The 19,555-nt window shown below is 40.3% G+C and carries 14 protein-coding genes; 8 read left to right on the top strand and 6 right to left on the bottom strand.

Going from position 1 to position 19,555, the window contains the following annotated elements; genetic code table 11:
• The first annotated feature begins 41 nt into the window (after nt 1-41).
• Nucleotides 42-830 (top strand): nucleoside-binding outer membrane protein, encoded by a 789-nt coding sequence (locus L641_RS0120190; protein ID WP_024602952.1) that lies wholly within the window; start codon nt 42-44, stop codon nt 828-830.
• 66 nt (nt 831-896) lie between these two features.
• Here L641_RS0120190 and L641_RS0120185 read toward each other — a convergent pair whose 3' ends face one another.
• Nucleotides 897-1,694: a M48 family metallopeptidase gene (locus L641_RS0120185; RefSeq protein ID WP_013465162.1), complete on the bottom strand. Its 798-nt coding sequence runs from the start codon at nt 1,692-1,694 to the stop codon at nt 897-899.
• Nucleotides 1,695-1,864: 170 nt separating this feature from the next.
• On the opposite strand from L641_RS0120185, the gene L641_RS0120180 reads away from it, so the two are divergent.
• Nucleotides 1,865-3,064 (top strand): Bcr/CflA family efflux MFS transporter, encoded by a 1,200-nt coding sequence (locus L641_RS0120180; RefSeq protein WP_013465163.1) that lies wholly within the window; start codon nt 1,865-1,867, stop codon nt 3,062-3,064.
• A 27-nt stretch (nt 3,065-3,091) separates the two neighbouring features.
• Here L641_RS0120180 and grpE read toward each other — a convergent pair whose 3' ends face one another.
• A complete protein-coding gene (gene grpE / locus L641_RS0120175; RefSeq protein ID WP_013465165.1) occupies nt 3,092-3,703 on the bottom strand; it encodes a nucleotide exchange factor GrpE in 612 nt (203 codons plus the stop codon).
• 58 nt (nt 3,704-3,761) lie between these two features.
• Complete coding sequence (locus L641_RS0120170; protein WP_016900402.1) at nt 3,762-4,727, bottom strand: HrcA family transcriptional regulator; 966 nt, start codon at nt 4,725-4,727, stop codon at nt 3,762-3,764.
• A 338-nt stretch (nt 4,728-5,065) separates the two neighbouring features.
• On the opposite strand from L641_RS0120170, the gene nadK reads away from it, so the two are divergent.
• The 4 genes from nadK (at nt 5,066) to L641_RS0120150 (ending at nt 8,898) form a co-directional block, all read left to right on the top strand.
• A complete protein-coding gene (gene nadK, locus L641_RS0120165; protein ID WP_024602951.1) occupies nt 5,066-5,950 on the top strand; it encodes an NAD(+) kinase in 885 nt (294 codons plus the stop codon).
• Nucleotides 5,951-6,225: 275 nt separating this feature from the next.
• Entirely contained in the window at nt 6,226-6,783 is a 558-nt protein-coding gene (locus tag L641_RS0120160; protein ID WP_013465168.1) for a hypothetical protein, read from the top strand.
• 75 nt (nt 6,784-6,858) lie between these two features.
• Nucleotides 6,859-8,532, top strand: a complete 1,674-nt coding sequence (gene recN / locus L641_RS0120155; protein WP_013465169.1) for a DNA repair protein RecN — start codon at nt 6,859-6,861, stop codon at nt 8,530-8,532.
• A gap of 48 nt (nt 8,533-8,580) precedes the next feature.
• Nucleotides 8,581-8,898 (top strand): hypothetical protein, encoded by a 318-nt coding sequence (locus L641_RS0120150; RefSeq protein ID WP_024602950.1) that lies wholly within the window; start codon nt 8,581-8,583, stop codon nt 8,896-8,898.
• A gap of 222 nt (nt 8,899-9,120) precedes the next feature.
• Here L641_RS0120150 and L641_RS0120145 read toward each other — a convergent pair whose 3' ends face one another.
• From L641_RS0120145 to L641_RS0120130, 3 genes are all read right to left on the bottom strand, one after another.
• Nucleotides 9,121-10,536 (bottom strand): FAD-dependent oxidoreductase, encoded by a 1,416-nt coding sequence (locus tag L641_RS0120145; RefSeq protein ID WP_013465171.1) that lies wholly within the window; start codon nt 10,534-10,536, stop codon nt 9,121-9,123.
• 9 nt (nt 10,537-10,545) lie between these two features.
• On the bottom strand, nt 10,546-15,003 hold the full coding sequence (gene gltB, locus L641_RS0120140; RefSeq protein WP_024602949.1) for a glutamate synthase large subunit: 4,458 nt from the start codon (nt 15,001-15,003) through the stop codon (nt 10,546-10,548).
• A 1,236-nt stretch (nt 15,004-16,239) separates the two neighbouring features.
• The gene (locus tag L641_RS0120130) at nt 16,240-16,578 is read right to left on the bottom strand and encodes a Grx4 family monothiol glutaredoxin (protein ID WP_024602947.1); all 339 of its coding nucleotides are present in this window, start codon (nt 16,576-16,578) and stop codon (nt 16,240-16,242) included.
• A gap of 264 nt (nt 16,579-16,842) precedes the next feature.
• Between L641_RS0120130 and L641_RS0120120 the strand changes: the two genes are divergently transcribed.
• Entirely contained in the window at nt 16,843-17,424 is a 582-nt protein-coding gene (locus tag L641_RS0120120) for a Fe-Mn family superoxide dismutase (protein WP_010388603.1), read from the top strand.
• 208 nt (nt 17,425-17,632) lie between these two features.
• Nucleotides 17,633-19,555: a PrkA family serine protein kinase gene (locus L641_RS0120115; protein WP_024602946.1), complete on the top strand. Its 1,923-nt coding sequence runs from the start codon at nt 17,633-17,635 to the stop codon at nt 19,553-19,555.

The following is a 19,555-nucleotide window of genomic DNA, read 5'->3' as shown; positions in this document are numbered from 1 at the left end:
TGCTATAATGTGATATTCAGCGTGTCACATAAAATATGGTTATGAAAATTAAAAACTTACTTCCTCTCGTTGCACTAAGTGCGTGTGCCTTAAGTTCAACAGCTACCGCTGCTAATTGGAGCAATACGGCGCTTCATATTAATAACGGCAACCACAAAAACCCATTTACTGAACAAAAATCTAATACCACGGTGTACTCAATTGAGCATGCTTCTGGGCATGATTATGGCGATAACTTTTTCTTTATTGATTACAGTACCGACAGCAACGATGATGGCTTTCAAGATCAAGACTTTTACTTTGAAGGTTACTCTACCCTTAGTTTATCTGCAGTAATGGACGAAAAAGTAGCGTCAGGGGCGCTTGTTGATGTTGGCCTAACCATGGGTATTAATGCTGCAGGCGATGCCAAAGTAGTTAAATATTTACCAGGCGTAAAATTAAGCTGGGATGTGCCTGGTTTTAATTTCTTTTCAACCCTTATCAGTGCATACATTGATGATAGCGAAGGCGTTGCAAAAGGCGGTGCACCCATTGAAACTAACAGCTGGATGTTTGATGTAGCCTTTGATTACCCGTTCATGATTGGCTCGCAAAAGTTTAACGTAAAAGGACATGCAGAGTACATTGCTGAACGAAAAGATGAGTTTGGTAACGATGTGCGTGCTTGGTTTTTAGCCCAACCTATTATTGTATGGGATATGGGACATGCGCTAGAAATGAAAGAAAATACCTTACTGTTAGGTATGGAATGGCAATACTGGCACAATAAATTTGGTACTGATGTTAGTGAATCAGTACCGCAAGTTCATTTAGAGTGGACTTTCTAATATATAATTGAATGTTTTAATTATAAAAAATAAAACCTGTCATTAGACAGGTTTTTTTATGGCTGATCACAACTTACACTGCGGATTTTTACCTTGTGCTTTAGCTGTTTTTTGCTCGCTAAGCGCTTTACTCATTTGCGATTGTAAATTTGCAATACGGCTCGTTGGTGCTGGGTGAGTTGATAAAAACTCTGGCGTAGCCCCACTGCCCGCTTGGCTCATATTTTGCCAAAGTGTTACAGACTCTTTGGGATTAAACCCTGCTTGCGCCATAAGATCTAAACCAATTGTATCTGCCTCTGACTCATGTGAGCGACTAAAGGGTAAAACCACACCATATTGAGCGCCTAAACCAAGGCCTTGCATAATTTCATTACGGTATTGCACGTTACCCATTTCAAGCGCCGCATTGCCCAGCTGCATACCCGTTTGTAAAATAGAACTTTGTGAGACCCGTTCATTTGAATGCTCAGCAATCACGTGTCCAACTTCATGACCTAAAACAGTGGCAACCTGATCTTGATTTGTGGCTATTTTTAAGAGCCCCGTATGTACACCAATATAACCGCCAGGCAATGCAAAGGCGTTTGCAGATTCATCTTCAAATACCACCACTTCCCAATTTTGAGATGCATATTCTGTAGGAAGCACGGCCACTACTTTTTCAGCAATGCAATTGACGTAACTGTTTACTTTTGGATCTTTATTTATCGGCTGCGTTTTTTTCATCTCTGCAAAACTGGCAGTACCCATTTGAGTCATTTGTTGATCTGAGTAAAGCGCAATTTGCGTTCGCCCAGTTGGTGATGTTTTACAACCTGCTAATACTGCACTGGCTAGAACTACCAAAACCAATTTTTTCATTGTGTTACCCTAAAAAAGTTTGTTACTAAGTATAGAATAGCAAACGCGGTGTTAGTTTAAAATCTTTGCTTTTTGCAATTAAACAATTAAGTTAGCAGGCAAACTAAGTTTATCCAAGGCTATTGCCCTGCTATAATGCTGGGCCTATATTCGTTGTTTTGAGTTTTTAAATGAGCGCTTCGGCTTCTTCTTTTAATACCCGTATTTTATTGCCTTTATTAGCCAGTATTGTCGCGATCACGCCTTTAGCCATTGATATGTATTTACCGGCGATGCTGGTGATTGCCAATGATCTCAATACCAGCATGCCAAATGTTCAAATATCGTTGAGTATATACTTAGCGGGTTATGCATTGGGCATGTTATTTTTTGGCCCCATAGCCGATCAAATTGGCAGGCGTAAACTGGCACGGATAGGTCTCAGTTTATTTGGCTTAAGTTCACTGGCGTTAGCATTTACCACTGAAGTGCATACTTTTTGGCTGTTAAGAGCTGTACAGGCATTTACAGGCGCGGCCGCTACGGTTGTCGTCCCTGGGATCATTAGGCATATATATCAAAAAAATACTGCTAAAGGTATGTCTTACGTGTCTATGATTATGATGATAGCACCGTTACTTGCCCCCTCTATCGGCTCGGTCATTTTAGGCTTTTCGGTATGGTCGACTATTTTTATTGTTTTAGCGACCTATAGCTTTGTTATTTTACTTTTTGTGCAACGTTACTTAATCGATATTCCAATATTTAAAAATGAGCGAAAAGGATTAGCATTATTCTTCTCAAGTTATAAAGTGGTATTAAGTAATACGCACGCCCGCGCCGATATTTTAAGCTCGATGTTTGTGTCGTTTGGCTTTTTTTGCTTTTTAACGTCCGTCCCTTATATTTACCTCGACCTATTTAAAGTATCAGAACAATTGTTTGGCCTGTTATTCGCTTTTAATGTAATGGCGTTGATGTTTGGTAATTTTTTAAATACTCGCGTAGTGCCACGTATTGGCTCACGCAAAATGCTTTATTATGGCTTAATGTGTGGCTTTATCTCTGGCGCAGCATTACTTAGCTTTAGCGTATTAAACTTGTCACTTTACTTTATTGTTGCGGCTATTGCTCCGTTGATGATGAGCCTAGGTATAATAGCAAGTAACGCAGATTCATTGATTTTGATGAAATTTGAGCAAAATACAGGGACTGCAACGGCGGTTATTGGCACCTTACGTTTTGGTAGTGGCGCATTAGTAGGCCCTATATTAGCGGTAATGCATGCACAAAGTGCAGTTCCATTTTCAAGTTTAATGTTCAGCGCAGTTGTACTCACTATCCTAGTGCAGTTAGTTCATTATTTTAAAGACAAAAAAAATGCCTCATAATGAGGCATTTTTTAATTGTATACTTAATTAAGCATCAGCTGCTTTAGATACCATAACCATTGCAGGACGTAATAAACGACCGTTTAATGTGTAACCTTTTTGCATTACTGCTAACACAGTATTAGGCGTCACATCATTACTTGGCTGAATCGACATTGCTTGATGAAAATCTGGGTTAAACTGCTCACCTTGTGGGTTTACAATTTCAACGCCAAATTTAGCCACTGCATCGTTAAAGCTTTTTACTGTCATATCAATACCTTCTAACAAAGGCTTAAGCGTTTCATTTTCTTTATCAGAGAACTCAATAGCACGCTCTAAGTTATCTATAACAGGAAGTAATTCGTTAGCAAATTTTTCAAGTGCAAATTTGTGCGCTTTCTCAACATCTTGTGCAGCACGACGACGCATATTGTCAACGTCAGCAGCAGCGCGAACGACGCTATCTTTCTGATCTGCAATAGTTTGTTTTGCCGCTTCTAACTCAGCATATAACATTGCAATTTCTGCTTCAGGGCTTTGCTCTTGCTCGGCGTGTTGTTCTGCTGCTTCTACTGCAGCCTCAACGTCGGCTTCCATTTGCGCCACTTCTTCGTTCAATTCTACTTCTTGCTCTGGGTTTTGTGTCTGCTCAGACATAAAATATACGCTCCAATTCTTTACAACTGCGGTAATTATGGGGATTGAATAAAAAGATTCAAGAGCCCGATGGCTCTAATAATTTAAATTCTTGGATTATTTTCTCTAATTGCGCTGATTTCGGACAAATAACACAAAAACGACTTTGATATTCCTGATTTTGAAAGTACGGCACAGTGATCACAATGAGATCATCACAAGTACTAAAAGGTAAATTTTCAGCACTGAGTATAGAGACCCCGTTTTTAAATGCGAGCTTATCTTCCACAAAATTTAAAAATGAAACACCAATATTAAGACTTTGCTCACAATCTATTTTTTTATAAAGGTAGTTTTCGCCCACCACAATACTGTTATCTGAGCCTAATTTTTGGCTTAACTCACGCGTCCATTGAGTTAAAGAGTCATGACAATTACGCGGTGCCGTATTTGCCATGGCCTGCATTCTGTATAGCCCTTCAATGAGCGTTTGCTGGCTAAATACAGTGTTAAGCCAAGTAGCAAACTCGTAGCGTTGGCCGTCACTGGGATCATCAGGCTTGTTAATGCAAATATTATGGCTTTGCCCTGCTCTGTCTAAAAGTAAGATAAGCCAATTATTAGCGTCAAAGTCGAGTACTTCTACTCTAAATACCTGCTGAGTTCTAACTTGTGGTAGCCCCACACAACAGCATACTTGATAACGTTGACTCAAGCCATGTGCCAATTCGACTAGCTCAGCCTGCTCAGGCTGCCAATAATTAGCAATAGCACCCAAAGTAAAAAACTCATCAAACCAATAGTCAAAGCCATCATTGGTGGGGACTCGTCCTGCAGATGTATGTGGTGAATACAATAAGCCTATTTTTTCAAGGCGTGCCATCGCGTTGCGAACAGTGGCAGAACACACCGCCATACCTTTTTGTTTTGCAATTTTTGTTGAAGGCACAGGTAAGCCATCACCATTACAGTACAGGCTCATAACAGCGGCAAAAATTTGCTGGTCTCGAGGATTTAATTTCATGTTATCTACATCTTTACGCATGACTGTTATATCGGGGCTAGGTATTATTATTTCAAGTATAAGAAATTTAATAAATCTAAATTTTACAGTGAATTAATTAAATCAATTAGTCACTATTAAGCTCTGTTATTTTTGCGGATTAAAATTTGTTCAAACTAGGGGCGATTTAATCGCGATACGAGCTTTGTAACCTAGTGGCCTAAGTGAAAACCGAAAACAAAAAGTTAATCGCCTCTAGTCAAAACCCTTCAGTCAGTGTCTGTTTCGCATTGAAAGGACAACAGACCCTAAGATCTGTGTTTTCAAACACTTCTGTTTTAGGTTACTCTACCAATACCGAAACTTTCAGTGTATTTATTATGGACTCTCCCTTTAACACTATTGGCTTGATTGGTAAGCCAAATCATCCTAATGCAGCCGCTACGTTACAACGATTACATACGTTTTTATTAGCTTTAGGCTTTGAGGTGATTGTTGAAAAACGCACGGGAGGTCAACTTAGTGATGTACCTGAGGACAAGCTCGTAAAACTCGTTGATTTGGGAGCGCGCGCCGATTTAGCCATTGTGGTTGGTGGTGATGGCAATATGCTTGGCGCTGCAAGAGTACTCGCTCGTTTTGATATTGCGGTAATCGGTGTAAACAGAGGCAATTTAGGCTTTTTAACCGATTTAAATCCAGAAGGATTTGAAGGCAGTTTAGAACAAGTACTCAGTGGCGATTACATTGAAGAAAAACGTTTTTTATTAGAAGTAGAAGTGTACCGTCATAACGAACTTAAAAGCGCTAATTCGGCAGTAAACGAAGCGGTGCTTCATGCTGATAAAGTAGCACACATGATTGAGTTTGAAGCATTTATTAACGATGATTTTGTATTCTCACAACGCTCTGATGGATTAATTGTATCGACTCCAACAGGTTCAACAGCCTACTCTTTATCGGGCGGCGGCCCTATTTTAACCCCAGAACTCAACGCCATGTCATTGGTTCCTATGTTCCCGCATACTTTATCAAGCCGCCCTTTAGTGGTAGATGCCGATAACGAAGTACGTTTAAAGCTTAGTTTAGAAAATACCGATAGCTTACAGGTAAGTTGCGACAGCCATGTTGTACTTGCCGTATTACCCGGTGATGAGGTCGTTATTCGCAAAGCAGATAGAAAATTACGGTTAATTCACCCAAAAAATTACTCTTATTATAATGTGCTTCGTAAGAAGTTAAACTGGGGTAGCCGTTTATACTAAAAACGGTTGAGCTTTTAGGACTGAGAGTTGTTTAATTGAGAGGCGATGTAATCGCAGCAAGAGATAGTTAATCGAGTGGACAAAGTAAAAAGCGATTAAAACTACTGCGCATGCTCATATCCCTTGCCTCTAAACAGGTAGGCAAGGCTGAGTCTCTTTGAGTGTGCATGTTTCACCCCAAAAGATAAACAATCTCTCAGTTATTGCCAAACATGCAACTTTAGAGCAAAATATCGGGCTAGATTATTAATCATCACCATCAGGAAATTGTAGCAATGACTTATGTAGTATTTCTTGCTTTATTATTGTTAATTACTTTACTTGGCAGTTACTTACTCATTGAAAGTAATCGTAAAAAGACTATTGAAGCAAAGAAAAAGCTGTTTAACGAGCGCGTTGCAAGTACTCAATCACGTTTAAAAATAAAACTTAACGAGTTACTTGATGCAAAAGTCATTAGTGCTAAACACCTTCCTCGAATTCAAGCCGTTGTCAGTAATTTTTTTGTGGTACAGCCACACACTGATGAAAATTTAAATAAGCTAGAATCGCTATGCGATTTACTTATTAATATACTTAACGAAGAACTAATAAAAACCTATAAAAATAATAACAGCCAAGCTTTTTCCGATACCACTCAATATTTCATAGCAGAGTTACCAGCTCAAGGTATTTTATATAATAAAAACTTTTATCAAGAAGTCCTTCCTACGCTAATTTTAAAGTTAAAAACTGAAGACATAGCGCAACCAGTTGATAGTATTGACCTTAACGATGAAAACCTCCCTATTGATGAAGAAAAAAAAACATTAATTGAGTCCAGCCTTGCTTAAAATATAGAAATTTAATTTGCAAAAAACCAAAACACTGTATAAATTAACAGTTAATTCACTGGATGGATGAACAGTATGTTAATTGGTTTAGAAATTAAAAATTTTGCAATCGTAAGTAATTTAAGCACAGAATGGCATTCGGGTATGACCGCTATCACCGGTGAAACGGGAGCAGGTAAATCAATCGCCATTGATGCATTATCATTGTGTCTTGGAGAGCGAGCAGAAGCGTCTGCTGTGCGCCCAGGTACTGATAAAGCAGAGGTAAGTGCACAATTTGATTTAAGCAATTTACCACTCGCTCATGCTTTTTTAGAAGAGAACATGCTTAATAACGACGACAACGAATGTTTACTTCGTCGAGTTGTTTGTAAAAATGGTCGCAGTAAAAGCTACATTAATGGCAGCCCAGTTACCGCTGCACAACTAAAAGAGCTAGGCCAATATTTAATTTCTATTCATGGTCAACATGCGCACCAGCACCTATTAAAGGCAGAGCATCAGCTACAATTACTCGATGCATATGCAGGCCATCATAATCTTGTTAATGCTGTAAGCCAGCGTTATAAACAATTTGCTGACTTACAAAAAGAATTTAAACAGCTAGAACAACAGCAGCAGCAACAAGCCGCACAAAAGCAACTATTGGAGTATCAAGTCGCAGAGCTTGATGAATTTGCATTGCAGGCAGATGAATTTGAGCAAATAGAAGCCGAACATTATAAACTCAGCAATAGCCAAACTATATTGCAAGTCTGCCAGCGCGAGTTGCAGCATTTATATGAAAATGATGAACAAAATGCGTGTTCCATTATACAGCACAGCGCCCAACAATTTACTGAACTTGCACAGTATGATGAAAGCTTAGCCAGTGTGGCAACATTATTATCAGAAGCCGCTGTTCAAGTTGAAGAAGCAAGCCGAGAAGTTCGTAATTACACTGAACAAGCCGACTTGGATCCTCAGCGATTAACTGAAGTAGAAAATAGACTCAGTGGTGCAATGGACTTAGCCAGAAAACACCATATAAAACCCCAAGAGCTCGTTGGATTTCATCAAACTATTGCACAAGAGCTTGAGTCGATAAGTAATAACAGCTCACGTCTTGAGCAACTTGAAGGTGAAATTGAACATGCCCTTGAGGATTATCAAAACGCCAGTGAACAATTAAGTGCAAGTCGCCACCAGTATGCGAATACATTAAATGGATTGATCAGCGAAAGCATGGCTAATCTATCTATGGAAAATGGCGTATTTGAAATAGCATTGACTGCACAAAACGATCGCGCTCCAAATAGCTTAGGCTTTGATAATGTTTCGTTTTTAGTATCAACAAACCCAGGGCAACCATTGCAACCTTTAGCAAAAGTAGCCTCGGGTGGTGAGCTATCACGCATTAGTTTGGCTATTCAGGTTATTATTGCGCAAAAAGTCACGACCCCTACGCTTATATTTGATGAAGTGGATGTTGGTATTTCTGGCCCAACAGCTGCTGCTGTTGGTAAACTACTGCGCCAACTAGGTAAGTCTACGCAAGTAATTTGTGTAACCCATTTACCGCAAGTGGCCAGTAGCGCTCATCAGCAGTTTTTTGTTGCCAAAGAAATTGCAGACGGTGAAACATTTACGCATATGCTGGCATTGAATAAAGATGGTCGAGTAAATGAGATTGCTCGATTACTGGGTGGTGATAACATTAGCAAAACAGCTAAAGCAAATGCAAAAGAGCTTATAAAAGCGCACGGATAAAGTGAATCGCTTTATAGTGCGTTACCTTGATACGATGAGGATACATTAATGCAAACGACGGTCATTTATTTTGGCTTAGCAATTAACTGGCTGCTACTGATTGTCAGTATACTTTTGGCTGTTTTTAGTAAGTTTAAACATACACAATTTAAGCAGAGCTTATATCGCTTTTTAAATGTGGCATTAATTGTACATATTGTTATTGCTGTTATGTTAGTTTTTAGCCGCACAGCTATTAGTGGCTTAATAACACTAAGTTGGTTAGTTATTGGCCTACAGCTTGTTTGTAACGTTATTTGCTATAAAAGTGTGAAACGCCGACAAGCCAGAGTGAAACCGAGCCTAGATCACTTCTCGATGGATTAACTAACAGCGCGTTTAAAAAAGCCCACAATCTATGTATTGCGGGCTTTTTTATTTGTAAAATCTTATAATTGTAAATAGCTAGGTCAAAACCTACGTCCCTTTTTGTAGACCTTAAACACCGACTATGGAACCATAAATATTTACCTTTGTTTGTAAAACTGAGGAAATAAAAAAAGCAAACCCGAAGGTTTGCTTTTGACTCCATTCTAACAAAAGCATTATTTACACTTTTAAATAATCCATAATGCCTTCTGCAGCGTTACGCCCCTCAAATATAGCGGTGACCACTAAGTCTGAACCACGAACAATATCGCCACCAGCAAATATTTTAGGATTAGTGGTTTGATGTGTAAATTCACCTTGCTCGGGTGCATTAATACCACCCCAGTGGTTAATTTCTACGTCGTACTGCTCTAGCCAATCCATTTTATGTGGCTTAAAACCAAATGCCATAATCACTTGTGTGGCTTCAATAATATGCTCTGAACCCGGTACTTCCTCAGCGCGACGGCGGCCGTTTTCATCTGCCTCGCCAAGCTGAGTTTTTACCATTTTAACACCGGCTACAGCACCTTTGTCATCAAGCACAATCCCTTTAGGCTGAACGTTATAAGTAAAAATGACGCCCTCTTCTTTGGCATTTTTTACTTCGCGTTTTGAACCAGGCATGTTCTCTTCATCACGACGATAAGCACACGTTACTTTTAACGCGTTATGACGAATAGAGGTACGCACACAGTCCATTGCTGTATCACCACCACCTAGTACCACTACTTTTTGGTTTGCCATATCAATGCAAGCTTGTTTAGACTCATCGTAACCCATAACACGATTAGTGTTACCAATTAAAAATGGCAGGGCATCATGTACTCCCGGTGCATCTTCGTTCTCAAGCCCCGCTCGCATACTCTGATAAGTCCCCACGCCCAAAAATACAGCGTCATACTCATTAAGTATTTCATCCATGCTAATGTCTTTACCTACTTCGACATTAAGCTTGAATTCAACACCCATTTCGGTAAATATTTCGCGACGTTTTTGCATGACTTCTTTTTCTAATTTAAAAGAAGGAATACCAAAGGTTAACAGCCCACCAATTTCAGGGTGACGGTCAAATACCACAGGCTTTACGCCATTACGCACTAAGATATCTGCACAGCCTAGGCCCGCAGGCCCTGCGCCAATAATGGCAACTTTTTTATCAGTCCATGTCACATAGGACATGTCTGGTTTCCAGCCCATTTTAAACGCGGTGTCGGTGATGTATTTTTCAATATTACCGATTGTTACTGCACCAAACTCTTCATCTAATGTACATGAGCCTTCGCATAAGCGGTCTTGCGGGCATACTCGTCCACACACTTCTGGCAAACTGTTAGTACGGTGCGATAGCTCAGCGGCCTCTAAAATACGCCCTGTACGGATCAGTTTTAACCATTGTGGAATATAATTATGTACTGGACATTTCCACTCACAATAAGGGTTACCACAATCAAGGCAACGATCCGCTTGTGAATTAACCTGATTTTCTGAAAAGGGTTCATAAATTTCTACGAACGATTTTTTACGCGACGAGATTGGTTTTTTGCGTGGGTCTACACGCTGCACGTCTATAAATTGATATACATTTTCGCTCATACTGCCCCCTTATTGCGCCTGAACACGTAGTTCGGCGCTACTGCGAGCGCGGTGCCCGAGTAAACTTTTTACGTCACTTGATTTAGGTTTTACTAATTTGAACATCGGTAAATAAAGTTCAAAGTTAGCTAAAATAGTTTCTGCTCTGCATGAGCCTGTTAGCTCTAAATGATCAGCAATTAAGCCGCGTAAATGCTCTTGATGTGAACTTAAGTCATCTAAAGTAACCACTTCAACCAACTCTGGGTTAATGCGTTTCTCAAAATCACCTCGTTCATCTAAAATGTAAGCGAAACCACCGGTCATACCTGCACCAAAGTTCACTCCTACATTACCAAGTACACACACAACGCCACCGGTCATGTATTCACAACCGTTATCACCTACGCCCTCAACAACAGCTTGCACGCCTGAGTTACGTACAGCAAAACGCTCGCCTGCACATCCTGCTGCAAACAATTTACCGCCGGTTGCACCATATAAACAGGTATTGCCAATAATTGTTGCTTTATGACTTTCAAATGACGAACCCAATGGTGGGCGAATAACTAGCTTACCGCCAGCCATGCCTTTACCAACGTAATCGTTAGCATCGCCAACCAAAGTCATTTCAAGGCCACCGGCATTCCATACACCGAATGACTGACCAGCTGTACCATGTAATTCAATAACTACCGGATCTGCGGCCATGCCTTGATTACCGTGTTTATCAGCAATATACCCAGAAAGCATGGCACCTACTGATCTGTCGGTATTACAAATACGACTTACTAATGAAATGCCGCTTGAGTTATCTATTGCCTCTTGTGCCTTACCAAGTAAGTTCTCATTTAACTCACCTAAATAATGCGAGCTATTTGGTGCACTGCAAAACAAAGTTTCACCCGTTGGATTATTTGGCTGAGCGATAACCGCTGATAAATCTATTTTTTGCTGCTTCGCTGTTTTGCCTTCAATGGCTTCGAGTAAGTCTAAGCGACCAATTAAATCGGTTAGGTTTGCAACCCCTAAACTTGCCATAATTTCGCGCGCTTCTTGAGCAATGAACTTAAAGTAATTCATCGCCATTTCTGGCAGACCATGATAATGCTTTTGACGTAATGTTTCGTCTTGTGTTGCCACACCTGTCGCACAGTTATTTAAGTGACAGATTCGTAAGTATTTACAGCCTAATGCAACCATAGGCCCTGTGCCAAAGCCAAAACTTTCGGCGCCTAAAATGGCCGCTTTGATGATATCAAGGCCGGTTTTTAAACCGCCATCTGTTTGCAGGCGAATACGATGGCGAAGGCCATTTTCTACCAATGCTTGTTGTGTTTCAGCAAGTCCCAACTCCCATGGGCTGCCAGCGTATTTAACTGAGGTTAATGGACTTGCACCTGTGCCACCATCATAGCCTGAAATAGTAATTAAGTCGGCATACGCTTTTGCTACACCGGTTGCAATTGTGCCAACACCCGGTTCAGATACCAGTTTTACTGAAATCAATGCATTCGGGTTTACTTGTTTTAAGTCAAAAATCAGCTGGGCTAAATCTTCGATAGAATAAATATCGTGATGCGGCGGAGGTGAAATAAGAGTCACACCCGGTACCGAGTAACGAAGCTTGGCAATATAGGGAGTGACTTTTTCACCCGGTAATTGTCCGCCTTCCCCAGGTTTAGCGCCTTGTGCCACTTTTATTTGAATAACATCAGCGCTACGTAAGTAATGTGGGGTGACACCAAATCGACCCGAAGCTACTTGTTTAATACGTGAATTTTTTTCTGTACCGTAACGAAGTTTGTCTTCGCCACCTTCACCAGAGTTTGAGCAGCCACCTAAACGATTCATGGCAATTGCAAGTGCTTCATGCGCCTCTGGTGATAATGCACCAATACTCATGGCGGCTGAGTCAAACCGTTTATAAAGCTCAGTGGCAGGCTCTACCTCATCAATGCTTATACCCTTTTCTGGCAGTTTTAAAGCCAACATATCGCGCAGAGTCGCGACTGGACGGTGATTAACTAGCTTTGCGTATTCGCTGTAATCACTGTACTCGCCGCTACGTACTGCTTTTTGTAACGTTTGAATCACATCAGGGTTGTAAGCATGGTACTCGCCGCCGTGTACGTACTTAAATAAACCACCATGGCTTAATAATTTACGTTTACTAAACGCCAGTTTATGCAAGCTTTGCTGATCGTCATCAAAGTCGCTAAAACACGCCCCTTTAATACGACTCGCCACGCCTTTAAAACACATCTCAACAATAGCGTCCGATAGACCAACGGCTTCAAACAGCATTGAACAACGATATGAAGCCACGGTACTAATGCCCATTTTAGACATGATTTTGTACAAGCCTTTATTAATTGCTTGACGATAAGCCAGTGTAACTTCACAGTATGACTTATTAATTACCTTGGTATCGCTCATAGCCACAAGTGACTCGTACGCTAAATACGGGTAAATTGCGGTTGCACCAAATCCAAGTAGTACCGCAAATTGATGCGCATCGCGAACGCTGCCAGTTTCAATAATAATATTTGACTCACAGCGTAAGTTATTATCTACCAAGCGTTTTTGTACCGCACCCACCGCCATAGCAGCAGGGATAGGTAATTGATTGTCATCAAAGTTACGATCCGTTAATACCAGCATAATGCAGCCAGATGCGGCTTTTGCTTGTGCTTCATCACAGATGCGCTTAACCGCATTCTCAAGGCCTTCTTCTACGGTGTAAGTAATATCAATCTTACAATAGCTGTAGTGCGCTTCATCGGCGTTAAGTAGCTGCTGCATATCAGCGTACATTAAAATAGGCGTATCAAATTGCAGGCGTTTAGCGTGCCCTGTTGTTTCATTAAATACGTTTTGCTCACTGCCAATACACGTTGCAAGCGACATTACATGGTTTTCACGTAACGGATCAATTGGCGGATTAGTAACCTGAGCAAACTTTTGACGGAAATAATCATAAAGTGAACGGTGCCCTTCACTCAGTACGGCAAACGGCGTATCGTCACCCATTGAGCCAGTGGCTTCTTGCCCATTTTCACCCATGACACGAATGACGCTGTCTAGCTCTTCGTTAGTATAGCCAAACATCTTTTGGTATTTGACAAGGGTTTCATCATCAAATGAGCGATTGCCCGCATCTTGCTCGGTAAGTGCTTCAAAAGGCGTTAATCGTTTAACGTTTTCTTCTAACCACGACTTATAAGGGTGGCGTGATTTTAAATCTTGGTCAATTTCATCTGAATGCCAAATTTTACCCAATTTAGTATCAATAACGAGGAGTTCGCCCGGGCCAACACGTCCTTTTTCGACCACTTCGTCAGCGGTGTAATCCCATATACCCACTTCAGAGGCTAAAGTAATAAAGCCATCTTGAGTAATAATATAACGCGCTGGACGTAAACCATTTCGGTCTAGGTTACAGGCTGCAAAACGCCCATCCGACATAACGATGCCTGCAGGGCCATCCCACGGTTCCATATGCATCGAATTAAAATCATAGAATGCACGTAAGTCGTCATCCATAGCACGGTTTTTTTGCCATGCTGGCGGCACTAGCATGCGCATCGCACGGAATAAATCCATACCACCAGCTAAAAACAGCTCTAGCATATTATCGAGGCTAGATGAGTCAGACCCTGTTTCATTAACAAACGGCGCTGCGCTTTGTAAATCAGGAATAAGCGGCGAAGCAAATTTATAAGAGCGTGCACGGGCCCACTGGCGGTTACCTTCAATAGTATTAATTTCACCATTGTGCGCTAAATAACGAAATGGTTGCGCTAAAGGCCAGCGAGGCTGTGTGTTTGTAGAGAAGCGTTGATGAAAAACACAAATAGCACTGGTCATGCGAATATCAGCAAGATCGAGATAAAAATTTGGCAAGTCAGCAGGCATCATTAAGCCTTTATAGATGGTGACTAGCCCAGATAAGCTCGCAATATAAAATGATTCATCATCCATCAAGCGCTTTTCTGCACGACGACGTGCAACATATAAACGTCGCTCTAAATCTTTAGAACGCCACCCTTCTGGCGCACTAATAAAAATTTGTTCAAACCCAGGCAATTGCTTTAGGGCTATAGGTCCTAACATTGATGGATCGGTAGGGACAACACGCCAACCTAAAATATTAAGCGTTTCTTTTTCTAGTTCTTCGCTTAAAACATCTTTAGCTGCTTGTGCTAATACCGGATCAGCATTGAGGAAAATCATCCCAACGGCGTAATTTTTACCTAAATGCCAATTATTTTCAGCAGCAATAGCACGAAAGAAGCTGTCTGGTTTTTGAAGTAACAAGCCACAACCATCACCCGTTTTACCATCAGCAGATATACCGCCGCGGTGCTGCATGCGATCTAAACCGGTGATCGCCGTACGGATGAGTCGGTGACTCGCTTGGTTATTAACTTGGGCTATTAAGCCAAAGCCACAATTATCTTTTTCTAGTTTTGAGTCATATAACATGGACCCCTCCCCTTGCTGCACTGTTAACGTGGATGAACGGCTCGACGATTTGCTAACAGACGATCAAAATTAGCGTTATTCCTAACCTGAGTCAATATCTTTCTGAATACATATTCATTATATTGAATATATTTCAACTTCATTAAAAATCATAAAATAATGCTAAATATTAACATTTGAGTAGATATTGGATCGAAAACTTTAATGACACCGGTGTTATTTTTAAGAACTTGTAAATAACCCCCCCCTCAATAGTCAGTTTACGTAAACGTAAACCATGCAAATAATGAATAATTATTCATAGCCGTATTTTATTCTTTATTAACTTGCTGATATTTACCTTTTACAAGCAAATTAATTAATAGTTTTTTACAGTGGTTTAAATTAATGCATATATTATTTAATAGTTACCAGTATTTGCTTTCATATTATGCATCTACTGACGTTTTATCTACCTTACCTATAGGTAAACTTTGTTTGGCCACCTAAGCAAAAACAGTGACTGCTATGAACACAGTCATTAAATATAAAGCACTTTAAAATCAACATACTAAAAGTTAACATCTCACTTGACTGCGTAAAAATAGGCTCACTTTTGAGTAAGCTAGCACTGTTTACGAGTGAATTATTTTTAATTTTATCAACTATGGCCTGCGCATATGGCTTACTTTGAATAAGTATTAACGCCAAGGAACGGTGATGAAAAAAGATGCCTGTGCACAAAATAATTAAGTTAATTAAGCAAAAACGATAAGAAAAGCTTAGGGTCTGTTGACCTTTGCGGATTACAATTTGTTCAAACTAGGGGCGGTTTAATCTCGGCGCGAGGTTTGTAACCTAGTGGACTAAGTAAAAACCGAGCAACAAAGAGTAAATCGTCCCTAGGCAGAACCCGAAGTTCAGCGCCTGTTTGTTATTGATGCTGCGTTATCGCCTATTTATGAGGAATACCACACCACATAGGCTCTGCCTTGCCTAAATACCAAACAGACTGCTGCAAATTTAACCTTGAAAGGTCAACAGACCCTAATACTGTTCGTTACTTTTACAGCTTTTAATGGCAGCAAATTGTTTGAGGTGGGTATTATATCGACAGGTTATTGGATCGGCTGAGAATTAAATCCCCATCATAGGAAAATCAGCCTATACCATTGTGAAATCGGCAGGTTCAGTGCTATTTAAGCTTACGCTAGACATAAAAAAAGCTGCAAATTGCAGCTTTTTTTACCTAAACGCTTATTCAGCGTCTGCAGGTTTATGCTTTGCAGCTGTTTCAGCAATCAGTGGTTGTAATTCACCACGTTGAAACATTTCAATGATAATGTCACAGCCACCAATTAACTCGCCTTCAACCCAAAGTTGCGGGAAGGTAGGCCAGTTAGCGTAAGCAGGAAGCTCTGCACGAATGTCTGGATTAAGTAAAATATCCACATATGCAAACGGTTCACCGCACGACATTAATGCTTGTGATGCTTGTGAAGAAAAACCACAATTAGGCAGTTTTGGTGATCCTTTCATGTATAAGATGATTGGGTTTTCAGCAATTTGCTGTTTAATTTTATCGATGGTTTCCATTTACAACCTCAAAATGACGATAGCGAACACATTAGGCCTTGAAAAAGTTTCACTGTGGCCTCAGATATATAGATTAACATAGGCAATTAAAGCCTCAATCTTAAATAGCTTTAGCAAGAGCATTGCTGTTTGCTAAAACTTGAGTAAAATACTCAACAATTATAGTAACACTATATTCCTGTTTGGTATAGATAAGTGCCCTGTTTGCGCAGGCATTACGTATTACTAAATAGACTATCAACCAAAAGAAGATGGAGATAAAAAATGGCATTTGAACTACCGTCACTACCGTATGCAATTGATGCACTTGAGCCACATATTTCACAAGAAACGCTAGAGTTTCACCATGGTAAACACCACAACACTTATGTGACTAAACTTAACGGTTTAATCCCAGGCACTGAGTTTGAAGGTAAATCACTAGAAGAGATCGTATGTTCTTCAGAAGGCGGTGTATTTAACAACGCTGCTCAAATCTGGAACCATACTTTCTACTGGAACAGCCTATCTCCAAATGGCGGTGGCGCTCCAACAGGTGCAATTGCTGATGCAATTAACGCTAAATGGGGCTCATTTGACGCATTTAAAGACGCGTTAAACGACAAAGCAGTAAATAACTTTGGTTCAAGCTGGACGTGGTTAGTTAAACTGGCTGATGGTTCACTAGACATCGTTAATACATCTAACGCTGCTACACCACTAACAGATGCAGGTGTTACTCCAATACTAACAGTGGATTTATGGGAACACGCATACTACATTGATTACCGTAACGTGCGTCCAGATTACCTTAAAGGTTTCTGGTCACTCGTTAACTGGGAATTCGCGAACGCTAACTTCGCATAATTAGTTTAATACTAGTTTTAAAAAGACGCTTAGGCGTCTTTTTTTATGCCTACAATTTGCATTAATTGCGTTTATACGTAGGTTGTTTTATAAAAGCGCATCTTGATCATTTTTCATATAAATTTTTAATTTTATTGCACAAAAAATGAAATTCGTGACTAGACTTTAGATAGTGAATACATCTTCAAAGTAGGTTTCGGAGGTCATTATGACTATTTTTGATCACTACCAAGCACGTTATGAATCAACACAAGAAGAAGAGTACAGTGTTGCTGAATTCCTCGAAATTTGTAAAACCGATAAGTCTGCTTATGCCAGTGCACCTGAAAGGTTACTGATGGCCATTGGCGAGCCTAAAATGTTAGATACCGCTACCGATACTCGTTTAAGTCGCTTATTTTCGAACCGTGTTGTTGCACGTTACCCAGCATTTGCTGACTTTTATGGTATGGAAGACGCCATTGAGCAAATTGTGTCTTATCTAAAACACGCCGCGCAAGGATTAGAAGAGTGTAAACAAGTGCTTTATTTACTCGGCCCTGTGGGTGGTGGTAAGTCATCAATTGCCGAAAAATTAAAGTATTTAATGCAACAAGTACCTATCTACTCCATTAAAGGCTCACCAGTTAATGACCATCCGCTGTCATTATTTGATCCCGTTGAAGATGCCAGCCTACTCGAAAAAGAATATGGAATTAAGTCTCGTTACCTCAAAACGGTAATGTCGCCATGGGCCGCAAAACGTTTACAAGAATTTAATGGTGATATTAGTCAATTTAGAGTGGTGAAACGCTTCCCATCAATTTTAAATCAAGTTGCGATTGCTAAAACAGAGCCCGGAGATGAAAACAATCAAGATATTTCTGCTCTTGTTGGTAAGGTAGATATTCGCCAACTTGAACACTTTGCACAAAATGATCCTGATGCTTATGCCTATTCAGGCGCATTATGTTTAGCCAACCAAGGCTTAATGGAATTTGTGGAAATGTTTAAAGCCCCCATAAAAGTGTTACATCCGCTTTTAACAGCGACCCAAGAAGGTAACTATAACGGCACAGAAGGCATAAGCGCCCTGCCATTTAACGGCATGATACTCGCCCACTCTAATGAATCAGAATGGCAAACCTTTAAAAACAATAAAAACAACGAAGCCTTTTTAGACCGTGTTTATATTGTTAAGGTCCCTTATTGCTTACGAGTGACCGAAGAAATTAAAATTTACGATAAGCTTATTGAACACAGTGAGCTTTACAACGCCCCCTGTGCGCCAGGTACACTTAAAATTTTAGCCCAATTTACCACTCTTTCGCGCTTAAAAGAGCCGGAAAACTCAAGCATTTACTCTAAGATGCGAGTTTACGATGGTGAAACCCTTAAAGACACCGATCCAAAAGCGAAGTCGTATCAAGAGTATCGTGATTATGCTGGTGTTGATGAGGGCATGACCGGCCTTTCAACCCGCTTTGCGTTTAAAATTTTATCGCGAGTATTCAACTTTGACACCACCGAAGTGGCCGCCAACCCTGTGCATTTGTTTTATGTGCTTGAGCAACAAATTGAGCGTGAACAATTTAGTGCCGAAGTTGAAGAGCGTTATTTAAGCTTTTTAAAAGGCTATTTAATTCCACAATATGTTGAGTTTATAGGTAAAGAGCTACAAACCGCGTACTTAGAGTCATATTCAGAATATGGCCAAAATATTTTTGACCGCTACGTTATTTATGCTGATTTTTGGATTCAAGATCAAGAATACCGCGACCCTGATACAGGGCAATTATTTGACCGAGATGCACTCAACGCTGAGCTTGAAAAAATAGAAAAGCCTGCAGGTATTTCAAACCCTAAAGATTTTAGAAATGAAATTGTTAACTTTGTACTGCGTGCTCGCGCTCATAACAATGGCAAAAATCCGCTGTGGACAAGTTATGAAAAACTACGCACGGTTATTGAGAAAAAAATGTTCTCAAACACGGAAGACTTACTCCCTGTTATTTCATTTAATGCAAAAACATCAGCTGAAGATCAGCAAAAGCATGAGGACTTTGTTAATCGTATGGTTGAAAAAGGCTACACGCAAAAACAAGTGCGCTTGCTATCTGAGTGGTATTTACGGGTTAGAAAATCGCAATAA

It is taken from the genome of Pseudoalteromonas sp. TB41 (assembly GCF_000497975.1).
In the GTDB taxonomy this organism is placed as follows: domain Bacteria; phylum Pseudomonadota; class Gammaproteobacteria; order Enterobacterales; family Alteromonadaceae; genus Pseudoalteromonas; species Pseudoalteromonas tetraodonis.
The sequence above is the reverse complement of the archived record's forward strand: the minus strand, read 5'-3'. Positions and strand labels throughout refer to the sequence as shown.